We start from the raw sequence: 1,604 nt of genomic DNA, 5'->3' as shown, positions 1-1,604 counted from the left end.
GAATGGCACTAAGAAAAGCGGAAACGCTTATCAATTAAGCAGTCTGCAATTGTTTACGTAATTCTTGCCGAGGCTTAGTCAATCTGGGGTAAGCTTTGGGACGGCGTTTGGTGACTCGTGGTTCGCTGCGTGCAGGACGGTCAGGGACAACCTTGTGAACAATAATTTTCAGCAAACTACGATAAAGAGGAAGGCGTTTTTTAGAGTTAGCAGCCTCTAATTTGGGGATAAAATTTAGTAAATGATGGCGAGTACCTTGCAATGACAAACGATTTGGAGATGTATTGTAAGTATTGCCTGCCTGCCACATTAAACTACGAAGTAAATTATAAGCGAGTAAATAAACATGAATTTCTTTGCGTACCATTGAAGGAGTTTTACATCGTAAAACATCCATACCTAAAGTAGTTTTTAAATGTCTCAAATCGAGTTCTACATCCCAGCGTTTACCATAAAGTCCAACAATTTCTAGAGTAGAATAAGTTGCTGGCTCTAATAAAGTAGTAATTAAACTAACAGATGAAGTGCGAAAACCAGGAATAATAATGTAGTAGTAAATTTCTCGTACAGTTATGTTAGGAGGTAAAGCTAAAAATTCATCCTGACTTAATCCTGTTGGACATCTTTGAGGTTTATACCAAGTAACCAACTTGTCACAATCACCAACAATCTTACCTTTTCGCATAGTAGTTGTGCGAGACCTCCTCTTACGAAATATAACATCACAGCCGAGCTTGGTAATCGCAGCTATATCGGCGTAAGCACAAAAAGCTCTATCCCCTAAAAGTACATCATTTGGTTTGAGGAAACTGTACAACTTCCTAGCTAATTTAATATCATGAGTGTTCAAAATGTCTATGCACAAAGCAACGGCGGCTCCTGTTGCTAAACTAAATATCACCCCAATTTTGGCAATCGGAAATCCACATCCCTCTTTTTGGGTACTAGGTTGGGGGTATTCTTTTTTGTTCTCGACAGTATCCGGCATAGATACTGTCGAGCCATCTATCACTTTGATATTTCGACCACACCATAAATGTTCTTGGGTTATTTTATCTTCCAAATTCTGTCCTGAATAATTGAAAAGTTTCTCTAACAATTTTTCTGGTAACCTTGCCCTAGCTTGGCAGTAAGCACTTGTATCTGTTGAAGGAATTTCTACTTCTGACCCTGCCAAATGTGCAATTATTTTACTCACACTGTTATGACAAGTTTTATCAGTATCCAAAACCTGAGATAAAAATGCCCACACCGTTATTAACGGGTCAAATAATCGCTTTTTATATTTATTTTTTAATTCAGCAATTGCTTGTTTAATTGTCGATTCTGGCAATAGTTCTTTGAAAGGTAGCCCTAAACTTTTGCTAAATTTATCCTTGAGAATTTGTACTCGTAGTGTCACAGTAATGTTTATGATCTTGGCTTGCTCGTCTTCAAGAAGTATTTCATGAACGAGTAAGCTTTTCTTACCTCCAAAAATTTTTGGACAACCATACATCATCTTTCTCAGAGCGATTGCCTGAGTCAAGCTATTACTGCTAAATGGGCATTACAAGCTGTAGTGCTTATTCTGCAACACTTTGAGCTTTTCTTCGTGCCATTCG

At 37.9% G+C, this 1,604-nt stretch carries 1 protein-coding gene; it reads right to left on the bottom strand.

All coding sequences use genetic code 11. The features are described from left to right. Positions 1-34: 34 nt before the first annotated feature. Positions 35-1,528 carry an IS4 family transposase gene (locus IQ230_RS26200; protein ID WP_228055471.1) on the bottom strand — a complete coding sequence of 498 codons (1,494 nt, stop codon included), beginning with the start codon at positions 1,526-1,528 and terminating at the stop codon, positions 35-37. Positions 1,529-1,604 lie beyond the last annotated feature (76 nt).

This window comes from Gloeocapsopsis crepidinum LEGE 06123 (assembly GCF_015207655.1).
GTDB lineage: Bacteria > Cyanobacteriota > Cyanobacteriia > Cyanobacteriales > Chroococcidiopsidaceae > Gloeocapsopsis > Gloeocapsopsis crepidinum.
The sequence above is the reverse complement of the archived record's forward strand: the minus strand, read 5'-3'. Positions and strand labels throughout refer to the sequence as shown.